Genomic DNA, 24,727 nt, shown 5'->3' on the forward strand with positions numbered 1-24,727 from the left:
CCGACGCGGGGGCTACTGGCCCTTTGGACCTGCCACCAGAAGGAGATGGTTCTCGTCGCCTTGGCGCTCATAGCTTATGGCCTCGAGGAAGTGCCGCATCAGGCGGACCCCATGACCGCCGATTTCTGCGTCCTCGACACTCCCCGCCATATCGGGGGAGACCACGGCGGTGGGATCGAAGGCCACCCCGTTATCGATGATCCGAACCAAGAACCGGCGATCGTCAAGCTTCTGGTATTCGAGCCGTATGACACAGCGGTGACCGAGCTCGGGAAAGCCGTGGCTGATGACATTCGCCAGCGCTTCTTCCACGGAGAGTTGCAAGCCGAACACGAGATTGGGCGGGATGCCATCGCGTTCGGCGAGGCTTTCCAGCCACTCGCTCACCTTAGGGATCTCCGCCACGTCAACGGCGATGGGAAGCACATCGGTGGGGAGCTGCGAGCCGCTGGCGATCATGATTGCCGACCGATTGGGGGCGCAAACAGGATGCCCGGCAGGCCGGACGGCAGGCGGGTGCGCGCAAAGCCATGCCACCCCTTATCGAACAGGGCGATCTGGGTCGGGGTGTCCCGCGGGTCCACCGCAATGGCCCGCTCGCTGTCATGAAGCGCGAAGTCCCGCACCATGAGGTAGCGGGCATAGCCGCCATAGCGGTGGATCAGGCCATGGATCGGGAAGCCCTCGGCCAGAAGGCTCGCCCAGCTGGGCGTATTGATGGGGGCGGCGGTGGAGAACAGGAGCATGCCGCGGGGCGCCATGGCGATGCGCGCGGCAATGGTGGCCCGCTGGAGCCCGCGGCCGCGGAAAGCCGGCGCCACGGACGCCCCGGCGAGCCGTCCCGAGGGAATGCCGGGGGCAATCTTCAGGTCCGCTTCCCAATGGTCCTTCGGCGCGTGCTCATGCTGAAGGATGCCATAGGCCACCAGGCAGTGTTCCGCCTCGGAGCCGCTCCGGTCGAAGGCGCCGATGGTCCGGCCCCGGCCGGCCAGGATGCTCTCGAAATAAGCGCGGCTCTCCGGCTTGACGATATCCGGGCGCACCACGGGTCCCACCGCCAGCCGATGCAGGGCGTCCACCGCCTCGATGTCGGAAGGATCCAGCTCGCGCCAGTGCAGGGCGGCGTCCGCGGTCTCCATCAGCGCCGCCCCCATCAGGCGATCACCTCTGCATAATTGAGCATGACAATGGGCGGATAGATGCCCAACCGCTTGGCCACCTTCATGTTGATGATGAGCGCGAAGCGCTTCAGCGTCTCGATGGGCACATCCTTGGCCGGCCGCTTGTCCACCAGGATCTGAACCGCCTTGGAGGCGGCGAGCTGGCCGACGGAATAATAGCGCGAGACCAGGCCCACCAGCCCGTCGCCCTCGCGCAGGAAGAATTCGGTGGAGCCGAACGTGGGCAGGCCCACATCGATGGCCACGGGCGCGATGCGGTTGAAGATGGTGGCCAGGAAGGTGTCGGGCGGCAGATAGAGCCACTCCGCACCCTTGTTGCGCAGATCCCGCACGAATTGCTCTACCCCGTCGCCGGTGGGGCGGTTGCCCACCATGGTGAGCGGCTGGGCCAGCAACTCGGCGCCGATGCTGTCGCAGAAGGTCTTCATCTCGTTGACGATCACCACCGAGTTGCTCTCGTTGGGCGAATAGATGACGCCCACCTTCGAGAACGCCTTGTAGGTCTGCATGGCGCGCATCTGCACGTCGGTGGGCACCACATGCACCGCGCCGGTCACGTTGCGGCCCGACAGCGGCAGAGAAGAGGTGATCTTGGTGGGCACCGGCGCCGCCACCAGGGCGAACACCACCGGAATGTCCCGCACGAAGCGCGAGGGGTCGGCGGCGTCATAAGGGCCGGCCACCGCCAGCGTATTGGGCGTGCCGTAGGTGTAGATGAGGTCGGGCTTGAAGGTGGGCAGGGTCTCGTCAAGGATCCCCTTCACGCGCGTGGCGTCGCGCTCCACGTCCCGGGTCAGGAAGTCCGCCTTGATGCCCGAGGCCTCGAAGAAGTAGCGGAAGCCCCGCTCCACATCGGTCTCGCCGCGGAAGGTGAGCATGAGGATGCGGAAGGAGCTGTCCTGCCCGGCGGAGGCGGTCTGCGCCGCGGCCCGGGACAGCCCCCCGAATGCGCCGACGGCGCCCGCGCCAAGGCCCAGCGAAAGGAGCGAACGCCGATCGATCACAACGGGCTACCTTCTGGTGAAATGTCTCGCGGACCGCTTGCCGTTCCGGCCCGGGTGCCCTTCTGGCGACCGGACAGGGCGAAAACGAGCGCACCCGAGATCACGAATACCCCGATCAGGGCCGTCGCGGAAGCAAATCCCGTCACGGCAAGCAGGAAACCGGCGGCGGCAGGGCCCGCCGCATTGCCGCTGCGCTCGATCAGCCGGAACAGCCCGAGGACACCGGCTGAGCCCCCTCCCGGCATGTGCCGCGCGCTGTCCGCCACCAGTGCCGACTGCGGTGCGATGGACATGGCCTGCCCCAGGCCCAGCAGCGCCAGCACCGCCGCCACCGTGACCGGGGAGGTGCCCAGCAGCAGGAGCAGCGTGCCGGCACCCGCCACCAGGCCGCCCATGGCGACGAAGCCGGCGCGGGCATTGAGCTTCTCGGCCAGGGCCGCGAACACGGGAACGGCGAACACCATGAGGATGGGATAGATCATCTGCAGCCGGCCCACGGCGGCCGAGCTATAGCCTTGCCGCTGGAGTTCCACCGGCACCAGATAGAAGCAGATGGCCACCAGCAGGAACTTCGCGGGCAGGGCGCAGCCGAACAGGAGGGGCGCCAGCCGCGGGGCGCGGAAGGCGGCGGCCAAGTCCGCAAGGCCCACCCCCGCCGCATCCTTGCGCGGTTCGGACCGCGGCAAGGTCAGGAGGGCGACAAACAGCGCCACGCCCGCCAGCAGGCCGGAGGCCAGGAGGGCCGCATGGCCGCCGAGGCGGTCGGCGATCACCCCGCCGATGGGCGGCCCGCACAGGCCCGCCACCATGATGGCCCGCACGAACATGGCAAGGCCAGCCGTGCGCTCGGCCGGCCGTGAATGGTCGATCACATGGCCCTGGGCGGAGACGAAGACGAGGGCATAGCCCACCGCTGAGGCAAGCCGCGCCGCCAGGAACAGATAGTAGTTCTCGGCGAGCCCCGAGGCGGCGTAGGCGCAGGCGGCGATCAGGGCGCCGAGCACGAAGCCCCGTCGGCGCCCCAGCCGCTCGGAGGCCACGGCGAACGGCAACTGGCACAGCGCCACGCCGGCCATGAACACGACGATGGGAAGCGAGACCGCCACATCCAGCTTCAGGCTGGATTCGGGGGGGATCATTCCCTGCACCAGGCGCGGCAGGAAGGGCCTGGTGAGTTCCTCGGCCATCATGAACAGGAACAAGGCCGGGCGGATGACGGTCGCGGCGTGATTCTCGCCGGGATGTACGGTGCCAAGGCCCGTGCGGGCGGCCATGGCGTCGAGGGCGGCCACCGCTTCCAGGTCGCCCCGGCGCTGGGCTTCCGCCCGCGCCCGGGCATGCCGCTCGTGCAGCGCCTCCACCTGGCGGTCGATGGGCGCCACAAGCGGGGCGGAGGCGTCCTGGCGCGCCTCATGCAGCCAGAGCCGGCCCCGGGCCAGCGCCCGCACGCGCGATTCGACGGCGGACAGCGCTTCCACGCCCCGCGTACCCACCACCAGCGCCACCAGTTCCAGGGCGACCAGGAGGGAGACGATACCGATGAAGGCCACGTCCACCAGCACCGCATTCACCCGTTGGGCCACCACGCCGGGATCAATGGTGATGGTCAGGGTGCCGAGGGGGGCGCCTGTGGTGGCGGTGATGGCCGCCAGCACCTTGGGCGCGTCCTCGGCTTCCGGCGGGGCGCCGGAAGCGCCCACCATGCGACCGCCGGTGGCGGTCAGGCGGATTTCCGCCAGCTCGGGGTTTCGCGCGCGCAACTCGTCGAAATAGGCGGGCACGCCCACCAGGTCGTCCAGGGGAATGCCGGCCCGGAGCGCGCTTTCCACCAAGGCCGCGGCCGAGCGGCTCACCGACTGGGCCTTTTCGGTAATGGCGGGCACGATGGTGCGGGATGCCGCCTGCTGGGCGCCCCAGCCGATCACGGCCAGCGCGGCGCACAAGACGACGGAAATGGCGATGGAAATGCCTGCCCGCAGTCCGATCATGACCGAGAGACCTCCGGGGCGGTGAGGGGAGCGTGGGCGGCGTCCGCAGCGGCGCGGGCCGACACGGCGGCCGGGGGCCAGGACTGGGGATCCGCCGCCCGCCGCACCGCCCGCTTGAGCCCGAGGGCGAGCAGCAGGCCGATCAGCATGGTGGCAAGGCCGGCGCCCAGAAGAGTGGGAATGGCGATGTGCTCCAGATCCTGCGCCAAGGCGGCCGCGCCAGCCGCGAGGGCTTCAGGATCATAGCGGACCACCACTTGCCCGATCAGTTGTCCGAGGTCGTTCTCGATGCCGCTTGAAACCGAATCGGGCGGCCGCCGCTCACCGGTGGCGCCCACCCGGCTGGGAGCGCTGCTGAACAAGACAAGCCCCTTGCGGTCGACCACGTCGATGGAGCGAATCGCATGATCCAGGCGCTCCTCCCGCCGCAGGACGGCGGTGAGCGTTTCCTGCATGGGCAAGGCGATGCCGAGGGCATCGGCCACCTGGGCCGTCTGGGCGATGCGTTCGGCGGTGATGGAGAATCGTGCCTCCACCGCCTGACGGTGGGCGTTCTGCAGGGTGATGTAGGAAAAGTAGGCACCGAACGCCACGCAAACCGCCGCGATCAGAGCAAACAGCGTAATCAGGCCCACGGTCGTACGGGTCATGACGGCTCGCTCGGTAAAGGTGCCGCACGTCCGTGAGGCGGCTCAAATGGGCAGAGAAGCGTCTCGAAGAGTTCGGTATTTTCGATTCTGCTCAGTTTGGGTCTAGTTTGCAACGGCCCGGGGGGGTAACGTCCCGCGCGCTTCACAGAACAGCATTCCGTCTTCATGACATTTGTCAGTCGGCTCGTCTTGGTGACCTTAGGGACGCTCCTCGTCACATTGGTGACGGTGGCAAGCGCTGCCTTCCTCGCTGGCAGCAAGGTCGGCGAGGAAATCGAGCTGGCGCGCGTGTCCCATCTCCTTGGGACGCTGCGCAGCGCCACCGAAGCCAATCTGTCCATCGGCCTGACGCTCGACCAGATCTCCCTGCTCCAGGCCCGGATCGAGCGCGAGAAGGTGAACGACCCCTCCATTGTGGCCATCGACATCTTCAATCCCCAAGGGCGCTTCATCTACAGCACCGATCGCGGCACCATCGGCGAGATGGTGGACAAGCCATGGCTCGCGCTGCTGAAGCAGGACACCATCTGGCACATGGACGGCCCGCGGGAATCCACCTTTGGGACCCGATTTGATGGGGACCTCGGTGTCGCCGGCGGCATTGCTGTCACCGTGTCTGATTCGGCGCGCATGCAGCGGGTGGAAACACTGGGCTTTGCGCTGGTTTCTCATTCCGCCGTGACCATCGCCGCCGCGTGCCTGATGGGCATCCTGGCAGCGGGCGCCTGCGCCTTCGTCATGACACGGCCCTTTGCCCGCGTCGCCCGAATCCTGCGCGGTGCCAGCATCCAGAACCAGCGCGGGTTGACGCTGGAAAAGCTCGCTGTGCAAACCCGCGAGGCGTGGGACAAGGCCGAGGAGCGGGTGGAGACCGGCATGCGCGACCTGCAGGAGCTGGACGATGCGCATTGAATCGCAATCGGCCGCCACCGGCCGCGACCGTCTGGCCTGTGCGCTCTTCGTGTTCATGATTACACTGCTGGTGGGCGGCCTCTCCGGCGCCTTCCTGCTGTCCAGCTTCCGCATGCGGGTGGAGCACGAGGCCCGGCGCGACGCCACCTTGATCGGCACCACGGTGGCCCGCTCCCTGGCGTCCCAGTTCGAGAAGGCGGCGCGCTTCGGCATTCCCCTCAAGCTGCTGCCGGGCGTCGAAGCCTATCTGGACGAAACGCTGTCCCGCACCCCGGGCCTTGCCCGCATCGTGCTGCGCGGGCCGGACGGGCGTGAATTGCGCAGCGCCGTCGGCCCCGCCACCGGCACCGACACCATTACCATGCCCATTCAGGTGGATGGCATCCAGATGGGGCAGGTGGATGTCATCACCACCCCCACCACCTTGTCCACCGCCTTCGCCGATCTCAATCGCGACGCCATCATCGCCCTGGTGGTGTGCGCCCTCCTCGGTGGCGGCGTGGGGGCGATGTTCGCCGGGTCGAGCCTGGCGCGCTCCCGCCGGCGGCTGACGGATCTTCTGGCCCGCACCGCCGCGGGGGATTTCGACCTCGGTCCACCGCCCACCGTCGTGAGCATCGGCGCCGTTGGGGCAGCCTTCGCTGCGCTGCGCCAGGGCTCCCGCCGGATCCTGGAGCGACAGGCGGCGCTCCAGGCCTATGCCGATGAGATCCTGACCGTGGACTTCGACGGCCGTCTGCGTCCCGAGGTGGAGCGGGTGCGCCGCAAGGTGCTCGCCCGGCCCGGCGCCAGGACCGAAGCGTCGAGGGGCGCCTGATGCTGCTGAGAACCCGCATCACCCTGCTGGTGGGCATCGGCTTCCTGGCGCTGTGCGCCGCCTTCTGGGCCTCGAGCCTGGTGCGCGACCGCCTGGAGCATCGGCGCTCCTCGCAGATCGCCATTTCCCTGCAGTCGTCGCTGTGGAGCGAGATTGTCGAGGCGCAGGTCTCCGATCTCGACCAGATCCTTGCGGAGATGGAGGCGTCGTCCTTCGCCATCGGCGCCCTGGCCGCCGGCGATCGGGAGCGCGTGATGCAGGAGCTCAAGGAACTGGGCTATGAGGAAGACATTCCGAACCTGGCGCTGGAGGTGATCGACCAGGGCCGGGACATCATCTTCAGCCTCGGCAATGCCTTCGGGCGCGGCATTCTGGATGCGGGCACCCTCGACAAGGCCTTGTCCGGCCGGCCGGTGGGCGGATTGCGCTCGGTGTCGGCGAGCGAAATCCTGGTGGTGGCCTCGCGCACCTTGACCTTGCCCGGCAAAGGCGCCGTCGTGGTGGTGCTGGCGCGAGATGCCCGGGTTGCCGTCAACCGTTTCGCTTCCAGCCTCGGGGCCGGCGCCTCCCTGGTCTCGCTGCGCGGGCGCCTGGTGGATACGTCCGATGAGCTGCTGTGGAAGCAGGCCAACCTGAACGTCTCGCCCCGCGTGCCCCAGTATGAGCAGGTGGTGATCGGTCCGCGCACCTATTCGGTCACCACGGTTCCGGTGGACGACCTCGCCAGTTCCATCGTCGGGGCCGTCATCAGCCTGAAGGACGAGACCGCCGAGTGGGAGGCGCAGTCGCTGCTGCGCCGGACGGCCATCCTGGTGAGCCTGGCCCTCGTCATTTTCGGCCTGCTCGGCCTCTATGTGTTCCTTTGGTACAATTTCCGCCCGCTGGAAAATGCCATCGCCGTGCTGGAAGCCCTCTCGCGGGGGGATACGTCCGTGACGCTGGACCATACCGGCGCCGACGAGATCGGACGCATCGGGCAGGCGGTGGTGGGTCTGCGGGCCAATGCCCAGGCCCTCGCCGAGAGCCGGCGCCAGCGCGAGCGCGTGCGCCGCCGCCAGGAGGCGGTCATTTCCACCGAGCTGAAGGCGCTTGCCGACGCCATCGACCCCACCGATCGGGAAGAGGTGCTGGCCTTGCTCGCCCGCCCCGAAGAGAGCGAGGGGGATGACGAACTGCGCCGGGTGGCGCGGGTGCTGCACGATCTGTCGCGCCGCATCGTCGAGCAATATACCCGCCTGTCCTCCATGGTGGTGGAACTGCGCGAGGCCCTCATCACCAAGACCAAGCTGGCCGGTCTCCAGCAGGAGCTGGAGATTGCCCGCCAGGTGCAATTGGCCATCCTGCCCAAGGAATTCCCCCCCGACCCGCGGGTGATGGTGGATGGCCACATGACCCCGGCCCGCGAAGTGGGCGGCGACTTCTACGATTATTTCCTCATCGACCGGTCCACGCTCGGCTTCGTGGTGGCGGACGTGTCGGGCAAGGGCGTGCCGGCGGCCCTGTTCATGGCCATCTCGCGCACCTTGCTGCGCTCCACCGCCATGTTCGAGCGCTCCCCCTCCAGCAGCGTCCGCCGCCTCAACGACCTGCTGGCCGTGGAGAACGACCAGATGCTGTTCGTGACGCTGTTCTACGGCGTCATCGATCTGGATACCGGCCGCTGCACCTATGTGAATGCCGGTCATAATCCGCCCTATCGCATCTCCCGCGAGGGCAAGGTGCAGGCGCTCCCCACCACCCAGGGCATGGCCGTGGCGGTGATGGAGGGCTTCGTCTATGGGGAGCGTGAAATCCAGCTGGAGCCGGGGGACACGCTGCTCCTCTTCACCGACGGCGTGACCGAGGCCTTCGACATCGACGACGAGCCCTATGGCGAGAAGCGCCTGGAAGCGCTGCTCGCCTCCGGCCTCCACGAGCGGCCGGTGCCGCAGGTGGAGCATGATGTGCTCGCCTCCATCCGCGCCTTCGAGCGCGGCGCGCCCCAGGCCGACGACATCACCTTGCTCACGCTCCGCTATTTCGGCGGGCATGGTCCGCGCAATACGCATTAGGGCAACGCGCGCCGCTGGTCTAAAACATCGGTCTGCAACGATGGGTCCATCAGGGCCGGAGACCGTGTGCTTGTCGCCAGGCGGCGCGCCCCAGCGACGGGTGCCTTGTCCAGAACAAGCGTGCTGTCCCATGCAGGCGGCACCCGGGAGAGACGCGTGAGCCTTGCTGCCCCCTCCGCCGCCGAGCCCCAGCGCGAGATTGCCACCATCTCGGCGGTGGGCACCGCACATTTCGTCAGCCACGTCCTGCAGCTCGCGCTGGCCCCCCTCTTCATCGGCATGCGCAGCGACCTCAATGTGTCGTTTACCGATCTGGGCCTCCTGCTGTCGGTTTTCTATCTGTTTTCCGGCGCCGGGCAGGTGATGGCGGGCGTTTTGGTGGATCGGTTCGGCGCGGACCGGCTGCTGATCGCCGGCATGGCGCTGCAGTCCGCTTCCATGGCGGGGCTTGGGCTTGCCCCCTCCTATACGGCCATGCTGCCCCTCGCGGCGCTCGCCGGCCTGGGCAATAGCGTCTATCACCCCGCGGACTTGTCCATCCTGAGCCAGCGTGTGCGCTCCGAAAGGCTGGGACGAGCGTTCGCGGCCCATGTGATCGCCGGCAATCTGGGCTTTGCCGTCTCGCCCGTCGCCTCGGGCTTCCTGGCGCTTACTTTCGGCTGGCGCACGGCCTTGATGATCCTCGGGCTCACCTGCCTGACCATTGCCTGCGGCCTGCTGCTGGCCCGCCCGCTCCTGAAGACGCAGAGCCATGCGGCACGGGCCGCGGCCCATCCCGACGGGCTGCCCGCCATCAGCTTCGCCCATGTGCTGATGACGCCGGTGGTGCTGCTCGCCTTCCTGTATTTCGTCTCCTCGGCCATGGCCCTGGTGGGCGTCCAGTCGTTTTCCATCACCGCCTTGCAGGAGGGGTATGGCCTGTCCGCGTCGCTCGCGGCGCTGGCGCTTGGCTGCTACCAGCTGGCCACCATCGTGGGCGTGTCCATCGGCGGGGTGCTGGCGGATCGGGCGACCCATCACCACCGGGTGGCCATGGCAGGCCTCGCGCTCGCGGCCCTCACCTGTGCCAGCGTGGGGATGGCGGTGCATCCGGCCTGGCTCATGGTGGTGCTGATTTCCAGCATCGGCCTGTTCTTCGGCGTCACCATGCCCTCGCGCGACGTGCTGGTGCGCCGGGCGGCGCCGGTCGGGGCGACGGGCAAGGTGTTCGGCGTGGTCTATTCCGGCTTCGACATCGGCTCGCTGCTGGGGCCGCTGATCTATGGCGCGCTTCTGGACCACCACATGAACCAGGCCGTGTTCCTTGCGGCCTCGGTTCCGCTCGCCTTGTGCATCTTTGCGGTGATGGGAGTGGGCGGGCGCCAGAAGCGCGCCTGAGCCCGTCAGCCCATCAGCACCTTGCCGGGATTGAGCAGGCCGCGCGGGTCAATGGCCGCCTTCAGGCGCGCCATCAGGTCAAGCGCCACCTTGTCCTTGTAGCGCACCAGTTCCTCCCGCTTCAGGAGGCCGATGCCGTGCTCGGCGGAGATGGAGCCGTCCATCTGCGCCACCAGGTCGTGCACGATGCGGTTGAAGCCTTCCCAGGAGGCGAGGAAGGCGGCCTTGTCCATCCCCACCGGCTGGCTGAGGTTGAAGTGAATGTTGCCGTCGCCCACATGGCCGAAGGCGCACACCCGCACCCCCGCCATGTGCGCCTCGCACCGGCGGCTCGCCTCCACCACGAAGTCGGCGACACAGGAGACGGGCACGGAGACATCATGCTTGATGGAGCCGCCCTCGAATTTCTGGGCCTCCGACATGTTCTCGCGCAGCGCCCACAGCCCGTCCGCCTGGCTTTCGCTGGCTGCGATCACCGCATCCTCGATCTCGCCCGCCTCCAGGGCGTCGCCCAGAACGGCTTCCGCCAGCCCTGACAGGTCGTCGCGGGCGCGCGGGGAGGTGAGTTCGATCAGGGCATAGAAGGGGTGGGTGCCCTGGAGGGCCCGCACCATGCCCGGCATGTGCCGCAGCACGATCTCCATGCCGAAGGACGGCATCATTTCAAAGCCCGTGAGGGCATCGGCGGCCTCGGACCGCAGGCGCTCGAACAGGCGCAGCACACGATGGGGATCGGGAACGCCGGCCAGCACCGTCGCTCGCTGGCGAGGCTTGGGATAAAGGCGCAGCACGGCGGCGGTGATGAGGCCGAGGGTCCCCTCCGAGCCGATGAAAAGGTCTTTCAGGTCGTAGCCCGTATTGTCCTTGCGCAGCCGGGAGAGGCCGTTCCAGATCTCGCCATTGGCCAGCACCACTTCCAGGCCCAGCGTGAGCTCCCGCGTGTTGCCGTAGCGCAGGACGGCGGTGCCCCCCGCATTGGACGCCAGATTGCCGCCGATCCGGCAGGAGCCCTCCGAAGCAATGGAGAGGGGAAACAGGCATCCGGCCTCCGCCGCCGCCTGCTGAACCCCATGGAGCGTGCACCCCGCTTCGGCGGTGAGGGTGTAGTCGGAGGCATCCAGCCGCCGGATGCGATCCAGCCGCTGGAGCGAGATCACCATGCCGCCCAGCGGCACCTGCCCGCCCACAAGTCCGGTATTGCCGCCCTGGGGCACCATGGGAATGCCCGCCTCGGCGCAGGCCGCGACACAGAAGGCCACCTCCTGCGGGCTGCCCGGACGCAGCACGGCAGGGGAAACGCCGCGAAAGAGCCCCCGGTCCTCCACCAGATAGGGCGCCATCTCGCCGGCATCCACAAGCACGTGCCGCGCGCCGATGCGGGCGGCGATGCGCTCAAGAACCGGGGCGGTGACGTCGGGGGACAGAAGAAGGGGGGCGGGGGCGTGGCTCGACATGGGCGGGAGACTGGATCAGGGGCCGGCCCATCGCAAGCGGAACCTTAAGGGGCTCCCTCGACGCCGAGCCGGACAGCGATCCGCGCCATGGCGCGGCGGAACACATCGGGGTCGTCCAGCGCCCGCGCCAGAACCAGCGCACCCTGGATGGCAAGGACCGCCTCTTCCGCATCCGCAAAGGCGGCATCCGCCGGCCGGCCGGCCCGCACCAGGGCGTCCGCGAGCGCCGCGGTCCAGCGCACAAAATAGTCCTTCACAGCCACCGCGAAGCGATCGCGTGCCTCCACCAGGGCGAAGACGCCCACCAGGCATACGCGGTTGCCGGAGCGGAAATAGGCATCCACGCCCCGGATCATATGGACGATGGCGGCCGCCGGGTCGGGATCGGTCCGCAGGGGCGCATAGATCTCGGTCTCGAACCAGGCATCGATATGGGCCAGCACCGCTTGCGCCATCTCCTCCTTTCCGCCGGGAAAGAAGTGATAGAGGCTGCCCTTGCCGAGGCCTGTCCGTGCCGTAATCACGGACAGGCTGGCGCCCTCATAGCCGTGCTCCCGGAACACCTCGCCGAGGAGGGGGAGCACGTCGGAACGTTCATGGACGGTGCGCGCCATCAAAGTCCAAGTTCGGTGAGGCCAGGATGATCGGCTGGGCGCGGTCCCTTGGGCCACAGGAACTTGCGCTCGCCGGCCGTGATCGGGACATCATTGATGCTCGCCTGCCGCCACCGCATCAGGCCGGCCTCGTCAAACTCCCAATTCTCATTGCCATAGGCGCGGAACCACGCGCCCTCCGCCGTGCGGTACTCATATTGGAAGCGCACGGCAATGCGGTTCTCGTGGAAGGCCCACAATTCCTTGATGAGGCGATAGTCCAGCTCCTTCTCCCACTTGCCGGCCAGAAAGGCGACGATCGCCTCGCGCCCCGCCAGGAACTGAGAGCGGTTCCGCCAGATGCTGTCCTGCGTATAGGCCAGCGAGACCTTCACCGGGTCCTGATGATTCCAGGCATCCTCGGCCATTTGGACCTTCTGCCTGGCCGTCTCAAAGGTGAAGGGCGGGAAGGGGGGACGTGACATGGGTGCGCTCCGTACCGAAAGATCTTTAGTGTACCAATTGGTACACTGGCGTTCGAGCATGTCAAGGTCGAGGGCGGTCGGCCTCGCATTTGCGCAGGTCATCGCCACCTCTGGCAGATTGATCGTGTGCGATCTATATTGGAAGAGGCGGCAAACCTTCAGGGGGCCGCGTCTGCATGAGGGATGGCCGCATGGCCGACGATCATTTGCGGCTGGCGGATTTTCTCTGCTTTGCCGTCTATTCCGCGAACCACGCCTTCAACCGCGTCTACAAGCCGCTGCTGGACGAGCTGGGACTGACCTATCCCCAGTACCTGGCCATGGTGGCGCTGTGGGAAAAGGACGGCCAGACGGTCGGCGAGATCGGCGAGCGGCTGTTCCTGGAATCCTCCACCCTCACCCCGCTCCTGAAGCGCCTGGAGGCCAACGGGCTGGTGCATCGCTTTCGCGATTCCAGGGACGAGCGGGTGGTGCGGGTGAGCCTGACGGACGCCGGCCGGACCTTGCGCACGAAGGCGGCGGATGTGCCGCCGTGCATCTTTGCCGCCACCGGCGGGAAGATGGAGGATCTGGTCCGGCTCAAGGACGAATTGGTGGGCCTGCGCGAGACGCTCGGCGCCGCAGCGGCCTCAGAGGGTCGCCCGGACTGAGGACGGGCCCGTCTTCCGCCTGAAAAGAGCGGATCAGCGCGGCGGGGCGCGGGTGATGGCACCGGCCAGCGGCGTGCCGCAGCCGGTGGCCGCGGCCTCGCTCAAGGCGCGTGCGGCCCGGCTGGCGGCGCGCCCGCGCAAGGCCTCCTGGTGGATGGAATAGAGGCCGGCGCCCACCACCAGCACCGCGCCCACGCTCGCCCAGCCATCGGGAATGTGCCCGAAGACGAAATAGCCCACGACCAGCGCCAGCGGCACCAGCACGTAGCGCAGCGGCGACACGGCGCGCACCGGCGCATTGCGGAAGGCATAGACCAGGAACAGCGTGCCGGCCGCATAGCAGGTGCCGGACCCCGCCATGTAGAGCAGCGAGGTCAGGTCCGGCCAGGTCCAGGGATGCATGATGGCGAACAGCAGCCCGGTCACCGACAGGACGAGCGAGCTGGCGAAGGAAATCACGGTCGCCGGTACGGCGACGGAGATGGAGCGCGTGCCAATGTCCCGCACCGAGCCGAACAGGGCCGCGAGCAACGGCAGCAGCGCCAGCGTGTCGAAGCTGGTGGGATCGGGATGGGTCACGATCACCGCGCCCGCAAAGCCCACGATGATGGCGCACCAGCCCTTGAACGAGACCGACTCGCCCAGCATGGGCACAGCCAGTGCCGTGGTGATCAGGGGCGCGGCCATATAGATGGTGGTGGAGGTGGAAATGGGCAGCACCGCCAGCGCCACCACATAGGTGTAGGTGGTGGCGGAATCGAGCGCGGAGCGGATCACCACCTTGCGGCGCAGCACGTGGTGGACATCGCGAATGTCCCCCGTCGCCACCAGAAGCACAAACAGGAGCACCGCCGCCATCATGGAGCGGATGCCGATGACCTCAGCCACCGGAAGCTTGGCGGTCGCCAGCTTCATGAACGTATCATTGCCCATGAACAGCACCATGGACGTAATCATCGCCACGATGCCGCGCATGACAGGACTGAGGGTCACCGGTCGTCTCCTGGGCGGCCTGCGCGGGAGGGCGGTCTGCACGGGGAGACCCGGCAGTGCGCGAGAAGCCGACCAGAACGTCTCTAACCCATTTGATGCCGATACGCCGTTGCGTAAATGGCTGGTCCGCTCTGCAAGCCCGTCGCGTGCGGCATGGGTCTGCCATCTGCGCGCCGCAATCGGAAACGGCAGGTTAAGCCCTTGGTGGGACGCAGAAACTTGTGCGGCTCAGAAGCGGTAGAACCTAGCCGCCCGTGGTGCTCATGTGCCGATGCACGGCCGGCGCGCGGGTGGCACGATCGATCACGAAATCATGGCCCTTCGGCTTGCGGAAGATGGCGGCATCGATGGCCGTATGCAGCAGCCCATCGTCGGAAGAGGCGCGCAGCGGCGCTCGCAGGTCCGCCGCATCCTCCTGGCCGAGGCACATGTAGAGCGTGCCGGTGCAGGTGACGCGCACCCGGTTGCAGCCCTCGCAGAAATTGTGCGTGAGAGGCGTGATGAAGCCGAGCCGGCCGCCGGTCTCCTTCACCTCCACATAGCGGGCAGGCCCGCCGGTGCGGTAGGGGATGTCCTCCAGCGTGAAGCGCTCCTCCAGCTTGGCGCGCACTTCGGAGAGAGGCAGATACTGGTCCACCCGCTCCGCCCCCACTTCGCCGAGCGGCATCACCTCGATCAGGGAGAGGTCATGGCCTTCGCCATGGCACCATTCCATCAGGCTGGCGATCTCCTGCTCATTCACGTCGCGCAGGGCGACCGCATTGATCTTCACATGGATGCCGGCGGCCTTGGCGGCGCGAATGCCCTCCAGCACCTTGCCGAGGTCACCCCAGCGCGTCACCTCGCGGAACTTGTCCGGGTTGAGGGTGTCGATGGAGACATTCACCCGCCGCACGCCGCACGCGGCCAGGTCCGCCGCATAGCGGGCGAGCTGGGAGCCGTTGGTGGTCAGCGTCAATTCTTCCAGCTTGCCGCTCTCCAGATGGCGGGAGAGGGCGCGAAACAGCGTCATCACGTCCCGCCGCACCAGGGGCTCGCCGCCGGTGAGGCGCAGCTTGCGCACGCCCCGTTCCACGAAGGCGGAGCACAGCCGGTCCAGTTCCTCGAGCGAGAGCAGGTCCTGCTTGGGCAGGAAGGTCATGTGCTCGGCCATGCAATAGACGCAGCGGAAGTCGCAGCGGTCCGTCACCGACACGCGCAGATAGCTGACCGTGCGGCCGAACGTATCCATCAGCGGGCCCAAAGAGGTGCCCGTCCCGCCGCTCCGGTCGCCCAGGTCCCGTGCCATCCGCCTCACTGACCGTTCCTCTCTGATTTTCTGCGGTCTTGATCCCGTTATATCGTATGCCTGCGCGGAAAGGGTAGGGGCTGGCCTGCAATCCCGCTTGAGGAAGGACCGGCGCCGCGTCTATCACCGCATCCTCCCTCCAAGGCCGAAGCGTGTGCTCTGCCTTCCATTTCGAGGACGTCTCCCATGACCGAGCACGGGTCCGGCCAAGCCTCCCCCGCCGTTCCTTCCGATCCTTGGCCCAGCGAACTGCGCGTCGCCCAGGAGAAGCACGCCTTGGTGGTAACGTTCGAGGATGGGGCCAGCTTTACCTTGCCGGCGGAATATCTGCGGGTGGAGAGCCCCTCGGCCGAGGTGCAGGGCCATGCGCCCCACGAGAAAGTGACTGTGCCGGGCAAGCGCAGTGTGCGCATTGCCGAGCTTCATCCCGTGGGCAGCTATGCGGTGCGCATCGTGTTCGATGACGGGCATTCCACCGGGCTCTACAGCTGGGTGCTGCTCTATACGCTCGGCCTTGAGCAGGAAACGCGGTTTGCCGCCTATCTGGAGGCCCTGAAGGAAAAGGGCCTTAGCCGGGGCTGACGCCCTTAACCCCGCTTACGCGGCGGCGGTGAGCGTGCGCTCCGCGGAAGACGGCGCCTCGCCGATGAGGCGGCGGATCTCGGGCAGGCAGGACCCACAATTGGTGCCAGCCTTCAGCCGGGCTCCCACCGCCTCGGGCGTCGCCGCCCCGCCTTCGATGGCCGCGCAGATGGCGCCGGCGCCCACGCCGAAGCAGGCGCACACCAGGGGGCCAGCGGATGCTTCCCCGTCAGCGTGCCGGCCAGACAGGATCACCTTGCGATCCGCATCATTGACGGGGCCATGCTCGAACAGGTGCACCAGCGTGTCCCAGGCGGGCACGCCACCCCGCGGGCCGGCCATGAGCACGAAGGCCAGGTTCCCGTCCGGCTCGAACACTGCCAGCCGGTAGTGGCCGCCAGTCAGGTCCACCAGCTCGGCATGGTCGCGCCCGGCGATGCGCGCGCGGCCGAAGGCCTGCCAGGTGCAGGCGTCGAGATCGGCCAGCACCTTCCACCCGAAGCCACCCCCGAGCGCAACGCGTGCCCAGAAGCTGCCCTCCGGCAGATCGAGTGCTGTGCGCGAGAGGAGGAAGGCTTCCTGCGGCGCGGGCAGGGGGGCGAGGGCGACCGGCGTCGCCTTCATGTCCGGCTGGCCGGAAAAGGGGTCCGTATCATCCTGCACCAGTGGGCCGACACGCCCGTCCGAGCCATTGGCATGGCTCCAATGGATGGGAGCGAAGACCGTGCCGGGGCTCTGCCCTTCGTCCAGGCGCACTTGCAGCCGTACCGCACCGTGAGCCGAGGCGAGGCGCGCCAGGCCGCCATCCTCCAGGCGCAAGCGCGTCGCATCTGCCGGGTTCACCGCCACGAAGGGGGCGGGGATGTGCCGGGCGAGACGGGGGCTCAGGCCCGTGCGCGTCATGGTGTGCCACTGGTCGCGGATGCGGCCGGTATTGAGCAGGAGCGGGAAGTCCGGGCTGGCAATGGCCGCCTGCGGCGGCGCCGGCGAGACGAACCGGGCCTTGCGGTCCGGCGTGAAGAAGCCGCCCGTGCCGAACAGGCGTTCGCGGCCCCGCTCCGCGCCGGGCTGGACCGGCCATTGCACCGGCGCGAGGGCTTCATAGGCGGCGTCGGAAACGTCCGCGAGGCCGGAAATATCGAAGTCCCGCGTGCCCCCATTCTCAAAGCCGGAGAGCGCCGCATGTTCGCGGAAAATGTCCGCTGGCCCGCGCCAGGCAAAAGCGCCACCATGTCCCAGGCGCTTGGCCACTTCCGCCAGCGCCCACCAATCGGGCTTCACGTCGGCGGGGCGGGGCAGGAAAGGCCGCTGGCGGGAAATGCGACGCTCGGAATTGGTGACCGTTCCATCCTTCTCGCCCCAGGCGGCGGCGGGCAGCAGCACATGGGCGCCGCTCGAAATGGTGTCGGTATGGCGCACATTGTCCGAGACGACGAAGAGGTCGAGCTTGGCGAGGCCCGCCCGCGCCGCATCGGCACGGGGCAAGCTGACGACGGGATTGGTGCCCATGACCCAGAGCGCCTTGATCTCGCCCCGGCCGATGGCGGCGAACATGTCCACCGCCTTGAGGCCCTCCTTTTCCGCCAGGGCGGGCGCGTCCCAGAAGCGGCGCACCCGGTCCACCTCTTGCGGCGAAAAGCCCATATGGGCGGCCAACTGGTTTGCGAGGCCACCCACCTCGCGTCCGCCCATGGCATTGGGCTGGCCGGTGAGTGAAAACGGCCCCATGCCCGCCCGCCCGATGCGCCCGGTGGCGAGGTGGCAATTGAGGATGGCGTTCACCTTGTCGGTGCCCTGCGCCGACTGGTTCACCCCTTGGGAATAGCAGGTCACCGTCCGCTCGGTGGCCGTGAACAGGGTAAAGAAGCGCGCCACGTCTGCCTCGGGCAGGCCGGTCGCCGTCGCGGTGGTAGCGAGGGTGGGGGCGATGCGCCGGGCCTCGGCGAGGGCGGCGGCAAAGCCGGTGGTGTGGGCGGCGATATAGCTTTCATCCAGCGCGCCCGCCTCCGCCAGATGCACCAGCAAGCCACTGAACAGAATGCTGTCCGTGCCGTGGGCGATGGGCAGGAAGAGGTCCGCCTCCTCACCCGTGGCGGTGCGGCGCGGATCGATCACCACCAGCCGGGTGCCGCGCTTCTGGCGTGCGGCCGCCATGCGGCGGAACAGCACCGGATGGCACCAGGCGGTGTTGGAGCCGGTGAGGACGATGAGGTCCGCTTCGTCCAAGTCCTCATAGCTGCCGGGCACCGTGTCGGAGCCGAAGGCGCGCTTGTGGCCGGCGACGGAAGAGGCCATGCACAGGCGCGAATTGGTGTCCACATTGGCCGTGCCGAGGAAGCCCTTGGCCAGCTTGTTGGCGGCGTAATAATCCTCGGTCAGCAACTGGCCGGAGAGATAGAAGGCGATTGCCTGCGGTCCGTGACGCTCCAGCGTGTCCCGCAGCCCCGCCGCGATATGGTCGAGCGCCGTCTCCCAACCCGCCGGCTGAAGCGTGCCGGTGCCGTCCCGCATCAGGGGATGGAGCAGGCGCGAGCCATAGCCCACCGTCTCGCCCAGGGCCGCGCCCTTGGAGCAGAGGCGGCCGAAATTGGCGGGATGGGCCGCATCCCCCTCGATATGGACGGTGCCCTCGGGTTCCGGGGTGGCGACCACGCCACAGCCCACCCCGCAATAGGGGCAGGTGGTGCGCACGGCGGCGGGGTTCTGGACCGGTGCGTTCAACGGCTTAACCCCCTGCTGTCCAAGGCTGCGCTGAGCGCAGCCACTGCCACACTGCGGCCCATGGCGCGTGCCCTCAATAGACGTCGGCCTGGTAGCGGCCGGCTTTCTTCAGTTCGGCCAGGAAAGCTGCCGCCTGATCCGGCGAAAGTCCGCCTTCCGCCCCGGCCACGTCCATGATCGCCTTTTCCACGTCCTTGGCCATGCGCTTGGCATCGCCGCAGACATAAAAATGCGCGCCCTCCTTGAGCCACGCCCAAAGCTCGGGACCGGCGGCGCGGATCTTGTCCTGAACATACACCTTGGCGCCGCCATCGCGGGACCAGGCGAGGTCCAGCTTGGTGAGCACGCCCTTGGCCTGGAGGCCGGAGAGCTCGTCCTCATAGAAGAAGTCGGTGTCGCGGCGCTGGTGGCCGAAGAACAGCCAGTTCTTGCCGGGCGCGCCCGTTGCCATGCGCTCATGCAGGAAGGCGCGGAAGGGCGCGATGCCGGTGCCCGGGCCGACCATGATGACCGGGCGGCTGGCATCGTCGGGCAGGCCGAAGCCGTGGGCCTTCTGCACATAGGCCTTCAGGCGCGTGCCCGGCGCCACGCGGCCACCGAGGAAGGTGGAGCACACGCCGAGCCGGGCGCGCGCTCCAATGGCATAGCGCACCGCATCCACCGTCAGCGACAGGCGGGAAGGCGTGGCGGCCGGGCTGGAGGAAATGGAATAAAGGCGGGGCTGGAGCGGGTCGAGGCTCTCGATGAAGGCTTCCGGATCGGGCCGGATGCCGGGAAACTTCTCCAGCGCCGCCAGCACGTCGAGGCTCGCGGCATCGCCGTCCGGGTCTTCCCCCGCCGCCAATGCCTTGGCGAGCGCCTTGCGGGCGCCGCCGGTGACATAGGAGATGAGGGTGAAGAGCGGGTCGGGCGCCGCGCCGAGGCTCACCTCGCGCAGCAGCACTTCGGCGAGCGTCTTCTCGCCGATGGGAAAGTCGGCCGGCGCATGAAGGGCGGCGATGACCGCCTCCACCAGAGCCGGATCATTCTGCGGAAACAGGCCGAAGCTGTCGCCGGCGCGATAGTCGATGCCGGAGCCCGTCAGGTCGAAATCGATATGCCAGGTCTCCTTCTCGGAGCCGGCCTTGTTGAGGCGGGTGCGACCAAGGAAGACCACTTCGCCCGGATTGTCCCGCGTGCCGAGGGCGGCGAGGACCGGCGCGGATGCAGGCTGCACGGCGGCGGCGGGGACGGCCGCAGGCGCCCCCTCCTTCTCGCCCGCCAGCTGCTTGAGCATGCGCAGCGTGTCCTTGCCGCCGGGCGCGCACAGATTGAGGGCGGTCTCGGTGCCCTCCGCCAGGGCCTTGGAATAGGTCTCGCAGATATAGCCGCACTGGCCGCAATCCTGCTGGGCCATGGCCGCCATCATGCGGCGGGCGAGCGGGCGGCCCTCGGCCAGCTTCATGCGCTCGGCGAGCGGCATGGCCGCATCATGCCAGGGTGCGCCGTCATCCTCCTCCGCCGGGGCGGGCATGAGGGCCGCGCCCTCGGAGGGCGACAGAGCGGTGGCGCCGGACGGGGTGTCGGCCGAGAAGATCCCGGCAAAGAAGCCGTTCAGCCAGGCCCGCTGCTCGTCCGAGAAAGGCGCGCTTTCTGGCAGGAAGGGCACGAAGGGGGGGCGGGTCTGCACGGTCATGCCACAAGCTCCGCATCGACCAGGCGTTTCAGGGCTTCGGCGCCGGTGCGCCGGGTGAAGTCCGCGAAGGTCTCGGCGCCGCTGCGATGGGCGAGATAGGTGGCCAGCAGCCGCTCCACCGTGGCGGGCACGTCCTGTGCCTTCACATCGCGATAGAGTTCCTCGGCGATCGCCGCCTCGCTGCCAAAGCCGCCACCCACCAGCAGGTGGAAGCCATCCACCGTGTCGCCCTCGTCATTGATGGCGACACGCGCGCCGATGAGGCCGATATCGCCGATATAATGCTGGGCGCAGGAATTATGGCAGCCGGTGACGTGGATGTTCACTGGCCCATCAAGGTCGACGCTGCCCTCGCAATGGGTGGCGATGGCCCGGGCGGTGCCCTTGGTGTCCGCATTGCCGAACTTGCAGCCGCGCGAGCCGGTGCAGGCGACGATGCCGGCCTGGAGCGGGTCCGCCTCCGCCGAAAGGCCGAGGGCATAGATGCGCGACTTGGTGTCGTTCACCCGCTCGTCCGGCACGCCGGACAGGATGACATTCTGCCAGACGGTGAGGCGCAGATCGCCATCGCCATGGGAACTGGCGAGGTCGGACAGGCCACGCATCTGCTCTACGGTCAGCCGTCCGACGGGCAGGCCGACGCCGATCCAGTTGAGCCCCGCCTGCTTCTGCGGGTGCACCCCCAGATGCGCCAGCCGGTCGGTTTCCGGTCGAGGCAGCACCGCCTCGGCGGGCAGGCGGGTGAGGGGCGTCCCGAGCTTGTCCTCCACGGCTTTCAGGAATTTCTCGAAGCCCCAGGCATCCAGCACATATTTGAGCCGCGCCTTCTTGCGGTCAGTGCGGTCGCCGCTGTCGATGAAGACGCGCACGATGGCGGCCGCCACCTTGGTGGCGTCTTCCGGGCGCACGACAACGCCGGTGTCGCGGGCGAAATCCTTGTGGCCGGTGATGCCCCCCAAGGCGAGGCGGAACCACACGCCGGCTTCCACGCCGAAGCCCGCCTTCACCTTCACCGCCTGGAAGCCGATGTCGTTGGTGTCCTCCAGCGCCCCGATGCGGCCGGCACCGTCAAAGGCCACATTGAACTTGCGCGGCAGGCCGTACATCTCGCGCGTGTTGAGAATGTAGTAGTGCCACTCCTTGGCATAGGGCCGGGTGTCGAGAAGCTCCTGCGGGTCGATGCCGGCGGTGGGGGTGCCGGTGACGTTGCGGATATTGTCCGCTCCCGAGCCCTTCGCCGTGAGGCCGAGATCCACCAGCTTTTCCAGGAGGATGACCCCATCGGTGGCGGGGATGTCGCGGATCTGGAGATTGGCCCGCGTGGTCACGTCCGCATAGCCGCCGCCATGGCGCTCGGCAATGTCGGCAAGGCCGCGCATCTGCCAGTGGGTGAGGATGCCATTGGGGATGCGCAGGCGGCACATGAAGCTGTCCTGCGCGGGGGCCACGTAGAACAGGCCGTGATACTTCCAGCGCAGAAGGTCCGGGCCCTTGGGAAATTCGCCCTTGGCCGCCGCCTCCTTCATGCGCGGGTAGCTGTCGAGGCCCAATTCCTCGCGCTTGGCCTTTTCTTCCGGGCACAGCTTGCGCCCCTCGGCCTCGGTCCGCGCCATGGCGCGGTGGCTGGCGGCCTCGGGACCGGTGGGCTCGGCGGCGGGGGCGGCCTGAACGGGGGCGGCGCCCTTCATGATGCGGGCGGCCTGCGCGCCGGAGACGAAGCCCTCCAGATAGCGCTTCTGGTCGATGGTGAAGTCGGCGCTCATGGGCCTGTCTTTCGCAAAAGGGGGAGCGGCCTCAGGCCGCCCTGTCGAGCGCGGACCGGCCGAAGGGCAGGTCCGCGCGCAGATGGGCGACGGGCGCGTGACGGGTGATGAGGTCGAGATAGAAGAGGCCGTCCGACGTATCGCCGAACAGCACGGCTCCCACGAGCCGACCCTCCTTCAGGATCAGGCGGCGATAGGTGCCCCGGCCGGTATCGGTGAGCAGGATGTCCTCGCATCCCGGCCCGCCTGTGATGTCTCCGGCGGAGAAGACGTAGACGCCGGAGACCTTCAGGTTGGTGGAAACGGTGCTGCCTTCATAGGCCGCCCGCTCCCCGCACAGATGGGCGGCCAGGGCGCGCGCCTGCTCATAGGCGGGCGCCACCAGGCCATAGACGGCGCCGCGATGCTCGGCGCATTCGCCGACGGCATGGATGGCCGGGTCGCTGGTGACGAGCTGGTCGTCCACCAACACGCCCCGGCCGCAGGAGAGGCCCGCCGACCGGGCGAGGTCCGCATTGGGGCGCACCCCGCAGGCCATCACCACCAGGTCGGCGGGCAGGAGCGTGCCATCCTTGAGTCTCAGTCCAGAGACTTGGCCCGTGCCCTCGATACGGGCACTGTCGGCCTCAAGGCGCACCTGGACGCCACGTGCCTCCAAACTCCCCCGCAGGAGGGCGGCGGCGGCGGGATCCAGCTGGCGCTCCATCAGCCGGTCCATCAGGTGGACGAGGGTCGTCTCGGCGCCCGCGGCGGCAAGTCCGCTCGCCGCCTCCAGGCCGAGAAGGCCCCCGCCGATGACCACGGCCCGGGTTCCGGGCCGCGCGGCGGCAATAAGCTGCTCCACGTCTTTCAAGTCGCGAAAGGTGAGCACCCCGGCCAGGTCCGCGCCCGGCAGGGGCAGGCGGATGGGATGGGAACCGGTGGCAAGCACGAGCCGGCCATAGGGCAGCACGCTCCCGTCAGCCAAGGTCACTTTCTTTTCGGTCCGGTCGATGCCGGTGGCCGGCACGCCCCGGATGACCTTGATGCCGTGGCGTTCCCACCATGCGTCGGGCTTCAGCGCCAGGTCGTCCACCGCCACCTTGCGGGCCAGCACGTCGGAGAGCAGCACCCGGTTATAGGCCGGATGCGGTTCCGCCCCCACCACCGTCACCGGGCAGGCGGGATCCCGGGCACGCAGCTCCTCGCAGAGGCGGGCCGCTGCCATTCCGTTGCCGATGATGACGAGGGGGGCGAGCATGACGCGATTGAACTCCCCTCAGGCCGATGCGGGGGCTTCGGCCGCCGCCTCGATCATCACGCCGGACAGCAGCGTGTAGGCCGCCAGCCATGCGGCCTTCACGTCCGGCGTGAAGTCGGGCCCAAGGCCCTCTTCCAGCGTCCAGATCAGGGCCGCGCCCACCGGCGTGTAATGGTCGGCGGTGACGCCATAGGCGGTGTGGCGACGCGCAAGAGCCTGCGCGGCGGGCAGGATGGCTTCGGGCTTCGCGAGGCCGTTCACCACAACCGCGAGGGTGGCCATGAGCTTGCGGCCCTGTTCGGAGATGTCCGACTTGAACATCGGCCGCACCTCCGGCGCGATCTCGAACAGCCGGCCATAGAAGAGGCTGGCTGCGGCATCGGCGATCGGAGCAACCTTGGCGAAGGACGCCTGCACAAGGGCAACCTGGCTCGGGGTCATGGCGGACCTCTGGCTGGGAGGAAGAAGGGGGCGGCGCCGGCCCGACCGGCGCCGGGTTCAAGCTGCTTCCACGAAGCGATGGCGCTCGTGGAGGAATTTCAGCACCGCCTCGCGGGCCTTCAGGTAGGTGGGATTGGTGACGAGATCGAGCCGCCGGCGTGGCCGCGCCAGATTGACGTCCAGCACCTCGCCAATGCGGGCGGAGGGGCCATTGGTCATCATCACGATGCGATCGGACAGCAGCACCGCCTCATCCACGTCATGGGTAATCATGAGGATGGTGTTGCCGAGGCTGGCGTGGATCTGCATGACGCTGTCCTGGAGATGGGCGCGGGTCAGCGCGTCGAGCGCGCCGAACGGCTCGTCCAGCAGCAGGACTTTCGGCTCCATGGAGAGCGCCCGGGCGATGCCCACGCGCTGCTTCATGCCGCCTGAAACTTCCGCCGGCCGCTTGTCCTTGGCATGGGCCATCTGCACCAGATCGAGATTGTGCATGGTCCAGTCGTGCCGCTCCGCCCGCGAACGCTTGCCGGAGAAGACCTTGTCCACGGCGAGGCGGACGTTTTCATAGACGGTCAGCCAGGGCAGCAAGGAGTGGTTCTGGAACACGACAGCGCGGTCGGGACCGGGGGCGTTCACCTCCCGGCCGTCCAGGATGACGCCACCTGTGGTCGCCCCCGTGAGCCCGGCGACGATGTTGAGCAAGGTGGACTTGCCGCAGCCGGAATGGCCGATGATGGACAGGAACTCGCCCTTGCCGATGTCCAGGGATACGTCCTTGAGGACTTCGGTGGTGGCGGCGCCCCGCGAGAAAGTCTTGCCGATCTGGCTGAGCTGGAGATAGGCGGCTTGTGTCATGAGA

22 protein-coding genes are annotated in these 24,727 nt (G+C 68.1%); 6 read left to right on the forward strand and 16 right to left on the reverse strand.

The annotated features are described in order from the left end of the window. Positions 1–12: 12 nt before the first annotated feature. Genes ACT54L_RS12690 through ACT54L_RS12710 form a run of 5 tightly spaced genes read right to left on the reverse strand, consistent with a single transcriptional unit; the run spans position 13 to position 4,823 of the window. The gene (locus ACT54L_RS12690) at positions 13–459 is read right to left on the reverse strand and encodes an ATP-binding protein (RefSeq protein WP_476085949.1); all 447 of its coding nucleotides are present in this window, start codon (positions 457–459) and stop codon (positions 13–15) included. Continuing rightward, positions 456–1,154, reverse strand: coding sequence for a hypothetical protein (locus ACT54L_RS12695; protein WP_476085950.1), 699 nt, complete (start codon positions 1,152–1,154; stop codon positions 456–458). The genes ACT54L_RS12690 and ACT54L_RS12695 overlap by 4 nt, the downstream gene beginning before the upstream one ends. Beyond that, positions 1,154–2,185 (reverse strand): ABC transporter substrate-binding protein, encoded by a 1,032-nt coding sequence (locus ACT54L_RS12700; RefSeq protein WP_476085951.1) that lies wholly within the window; start codon positions 2,183–2,185, stop codon positions 1,154–1,156. Before ACT54L_RS12700 ends, ACT54L_RS12695 begins: the two co-directional genes overlap by 1 nt. After that, on the reverse strand, positions 2,182–4,173 hold the full coding sequence (locus tag ACT54L_RS12705; protein WP_476085952.1) for an MFS transporter: 1,992 nt from the start codon (positions 4,171–4,173) through the stop codon (positions 2,182–2,184). Before ACT54L_RS12705 ends, ACT54L_RS12700 begins: the two co-directional genes overlap by 4 nt. Next, complete coding sequence (locus ACT54L_RS12710) at positions 4,170–4,823, reverse strand: hypothetical protein (protein WP_476085953.1); 654 nt, start codon at positions 4,821–4,823, stop codon at positions 4,170–4,172. The genes ACT54L_RS12705 and ACT54L_RS12710 overlap by 4 nt, the downstream gene beginning before the upstream one ends. Positions 4,824–4,988: 165 nt before the next feature. Here ACT54L_RS12710 and ACT54L_RS12715 point away from each other — a divergent pair, with 165 nt between their 5' ends. The 4 genes from ACT54L_RS12715 to ACT54L_RS12730 all read left to right on the forward strand — a co-directional run bounded on the left by ACT54L_RS12715 (position 4,989) and on the right by ACT54L_RS12730 (position 9,980). After that, a complete protein-coding gene (locus tag ACT54L_RS12715; protein ID WP_476085954.1) occupies positions 4,989–5,735 on the forward strand; it encodes a hypothetical protein in 747 nt (248 codons plus the stop codon). Continuing rightward, positions 5,725–6,552, forward strand: coding sequence for a hypothetical protein (locus ACT54L_RS12720; RefSeq protein ID WP_476085955.1), 828 nt, complete (start codon positions 5,725–5,727; stop codon positions 6,550–6,552). The genes ACT54L_RS12715 and ACT54L_RS12720 overlap by 11 nt, the downstream gene beginning before the upstream one ends. Beyond that, positions 6,552–8,603 (forward strand): SpoIIE family protein phosphatase, encoded by a 2,052-nt coding sequence (locus tag ACT54L_RS12725; protein WP_476085956.1) that lies wholly within the window; start codon positions 6,552–6,554, stop codon positions 8,601–8,603. The genes ACT54L_RS12720 and ACT54L_RS12725 overlap by 1 nt, the downstream gene beginning before the upstream one ends. A gap of 156 nt (positions 8,604–8,759) precedes the next feature. Beyond that, complete coding sequence (locus ACT54L_RS12730; protein ID WP_476085957.1) at positions 8,760–9,980, forward strand: MFS transporter; 1,221 nt, start codon at positions 8,760–8,762, stop codon at positions 9,978–9,980. A 5-nt stretch (positions 9,981–9,985) separates the two neighbouring features. Here ACT54L_RS12730 and ACT54L_RS12735 read toward each other — a convergent pair whose 3' ends face one another. From ACT54L_RS12735 to ACT54L_RS12745, 3 genes are read right to left on the reverse strand one after another with little or no spacing between them, the layout of a single operon-like run. Next, positions 9,986–11,434 carry an FAD-binding oxidoreductase gene (locus ACT54L_RS12735; protein WP_476085958.1) on the reverse strand — a complete coding sequence of 483 codons (1,449 nt, stop codon included), beginning with the start codon at positions 11,432–11,434 and terminating at the stop codon, positions 9,986–9,988. Positions 11,435–11,478: 44 nt separating this feature from the next. Then, the gene (locus ACT54L_RS12740; protein WP_476085959.1) at positions 11,479–12,048 is read right to left on the reverse strand and encodes a TetR/AcrR family transcriptional regulator; all 570 of its coding nucleotides are present in this window, start codon (positions 12,046–12,048) and stop codon (positions 11,479–11,481) included. Continuing rightward, positions 12,048–12,512, reverse strand: a complete 465-nt coding sequence (locus ACT54L_RS12745; protein WP_476085960.1) for a nuclear transport factor 2 family protein — start codon at positions 12,510–12,512, stop codon at positions 12,048–12,050. The genes ACT54L_RS12740 and ACT54L_RS12745 overlap by 1 nt, the downstream gene beginning before the upstream one ends. A gap of 191 nt (positions 12,513–12,703) precedes the next feature. Between ACT54L_RS12745 and ACT54L_RS12750 the strand changes: the two genes are divergently transcribed. Continuing rightward, complete coding sequence (locus tag ACT54L_RS12750; protein ID WP_476085961.1) at positions 12,704–13,162, forward strand: MarR family winged helix-turn-helix transcriptional regulator; 459 nt, start codon at positions 12,704–12,706, stop codon at positions 13,160–13,162. Positions 13,163–13,195: 33 nt separating this feature from the next. Here ACT54L_RS12750 and ACT54L_RS12755 read toward each other — a convergent pair whose 3' ends face one another. After that, positions 13,196–14,155, reverse strand: a complete 960-nt coding sequence (locus ACT54L_RS12755) for a DMT family transporter (protein WP_476085962.1) — start codon at positions 14,153–14,155, stop codon at positions 13,196–13,198. 244 nt (positions 14,156–14,399) lie between these two features. Then, complete coding sequence (gene moaA / locus ACT54L_RS12760; protein WP_476085963.1) at positions 14,400–15,443, reverse strand: GTP 3',8-cyclase MoaA; 1,044 nt, start codon at positions 15,441–15,443, stop codon at positions 14,400–14,402. A gap of 186 nt (positions 15,444–15,629) precedes the next feature. Here moaA and ACT54L_RS12765 point away from each other — a divergent pair, with 186 nt between their 5' ends. Then, complete coding sequence (locus ACT54L_RS12765) at positions 15,630–16,025, forward strand: gamma-butyrobetaine hydroxylase family protein (protein WP_476085964.1); 396 nt, start codon at positions 15,630–15,632, stop codon at positions 16,023–16,025. A gap of 15 nt (positions 16,026–16,040) precedes the next feature. Here ACT54L_RS12765 and ACT54L_RS12770 read toward each other — a convergent pair whose 3' ends face one another. The 6 genes from ACT54L_RS12770 to ACT54L_RS12795 form a co-directional block, all read right to left on the reverse strand. Then, the gene (locus ACT54L_RS12770) at positions 16,041–18,746 is read right to left on the reverse strand and encodes a nitrate reductase (protein ID WP_476085965.1); all 2,706 of its coding nucleotides are present in this window, start codon (positions 18,744–18,746) and stop codon (positions 16,041–16,043) included. A 73-nt stretch (positions 18,747–18,819) separates the two neighbouring features. Then, a complete protein-coding gene (locus tag ACT54L_RS12775) occupies positions 18,820–20,421 on the reverse strand; it encodes a sulfite reductase subunit alpha (RefSeq protein ID WP_476085966.1) in 1,602 nt (533 codons plus the stop codon). Next, on the reverse strand, positions 20,418–22,184 hold the full coding sequence (locus ACT54L_RS12780; RefSeq protein ID WP_476085967.1) for a NirA family protein: 1,767 nt from the start codon (positions 22,182–22,184) through the stop codon (positions 20,418–20,420). Before ACT54L_RS12780 ends, ACT54L_RS12775 begins: the two co-directional genes overlap by 4 nt. A 31-nt stretch (positions 22,185–22,215) precedes the next feature. After that, on the reverse strand, positions 22,216–23,424 hold the full coding sequence (locus tag ACT54L_RS12785; RefSeq protein ID WP_476085968.1) for an NAD(P)/FAD-dependent oxidoreductase: 1,209 nt from the start codon (positions 23,422–23,424) through the stop codon (positions 22,216–22,218). Between the two features lie 18 nt (positions 23,425–23,442). Continuing rightward, positions 23,443–23,865 (reverse strand): globin family protein, encoded by a 423-nt coding sequence (locus ACT54L_RS12790; protein WP_476085969.1) that lies wholly within the window; start codon positions 23,863–23,865, stop codon positions 23,443–23,445. A 57-nt stretch (positions 23,866–23,922) separates the two neighbouring features. Continuing rightward, the gene (locus tag ACT54L_RS12795; protein ID WP_476085970.1) at positions 23,923–24,723 is read right to left on the reverse strand and encodes an ABC transporter ATP-binding protein; all 801 of its coding nucleotides are present in this window, start codon (positions 24,721–24,723) and stop codon (positions 23,923–23,925) included. Positions 24,724–24,727 lie beyond the last annotated feature (4 nt).

The sequence above is a fragment of the Aquabacter sp. DMC10 genome, from assembly GCF_056314145.1.